Raw genomic sequence first — 1,098 nt, 5'->3', positions numbered from 1 at the left:
GTATTTCATGACGGCGGCGAACAGTTTTGCATCGGCAACCGAATTCACCATCGGCGCGATGACTGCCTCGGCGCCGAAATCGAGCGCGCGGCTTGCCATGTCGAAACGGCCAACGGGAATGCGCACCAGCGCCGGCTTGCCGGCAGCGAGCACCGGCACCAGGCCACGCAGCACGCTGTCTTCGTGATGGCCGCCATGCTGCATGTCGAGCGTGACGGCATCGAAACCCTGCTTGGCGACGATTTCGACGGTCAAGGCATCCGGCACGCCGGACCATGCGGTGAACAGCGTTTCGTCGGCCGCGAGGCGGGACTTCAGGGACATGGATACTTTCCTTGTTAACTCCGGCAGTTTCAGCCGGAAACCGCGACAAAGGCAAAGAAAAACCGCCCGGATAGGCCGGGCGGTCGATTGGTCCAGCGTATGGCCGGGATCAGCGCATGGCCCGGATCAGGTGTTCTTGATCTGCTCGATCGCCTGCGCCATCAGTTCGTCCATCGTGCGGCGGATCTGGTGATCCGACTGCTCGACGCCGGCCGCGTCGAAATCCCCGCGGATTTTGCGGAACACGTCGTGGTCGCCGGCTTCCTCGATGTCGGAGATAACCACTTCCTTGGCATAGGCGTCGGCATCCGCGCCGGACTTTCCGAGCTTTTCGGCGGCCCACAGGCCGAGCGCCTTGTTGCGGCGCGCCGAGGCCTTGAACCGAAGCTCCTCGTCGAATGCGAATTTACGCTCAAAGCCCTCTTCGCGGTCTTTCATGCTGCTCATGGCGTCCCTCCGGTCAAATTCGATTCGTTGGCGGTGAATATGTGCGTTGCCAAAGCACAAACCAAAAGGTCGCGGGTCGGTCAATACGCTTCATCGAATGCTGCGCTGCGGCATTTCAGTCCCGAAAGCGGTTGATTGGAAGGATTTGCCGATTGAGCAAACGATGTGATTGGGATAGACCCGGCATTGAACCCTACCGTAGCCGCACTATTTCAGGCAGACGGACAGGAAATGGTCTGATACCGCCCTGTCCGGAACCCCAGAGAAAAATCCAGATGAAAAATCGCCGCCGCATTTATGAAGGCAAGGCCAAGATACTCTATGAGG

At 59.4% G+C, this 1,098-nt stretch carries 2 protein-coding genes; both read right to left on the bottom strand.

Annotation, left to right across the window (positions count from 1 at the left end; all coding sequences use genetic code 11):
- Positions 1 to 324 (bottom strand): aldolase/citrate lyase family protein (locus tag EN893_RS35165; RefSeq protein WP_245490970.1); only part of this gene is annotated, 324 nt, incomplete at its 3' end.
- 126 nt (positions 325 to 450) lie between these two features.
- Positions 451 to 771 carry a DUF1476 domain-containing protein gene (locus tag EN893_RS35160; RefSeq protein WP_013532126.1) on the bottom strand — a complete coding sequence of 107 codons (321 nt, stop codon included), beginning with the start codon at positions 769 to 771 and terminating at the stop codon, positions 451 to 453.
- Between the last annotated feature and the right edge of the window lie 327 nt (positions 772 to 1,098).

It is taken from the genome of Mesorhizobium sp. M7A.F.Ca.CA.004.04.2.1 (assembly GCF_004022825.1).
Lineage (GTDB): Bacteria > Pseudomonadota > Alphaproteobacteria > Rhizobiales > Rhizobiaceae > Mesorhizobium.
The sequence above is the reverse complement of the archived record's forward strand: the minus strand, read 5'-3'. Positions and strand labels throughout refer to the sequence as shown.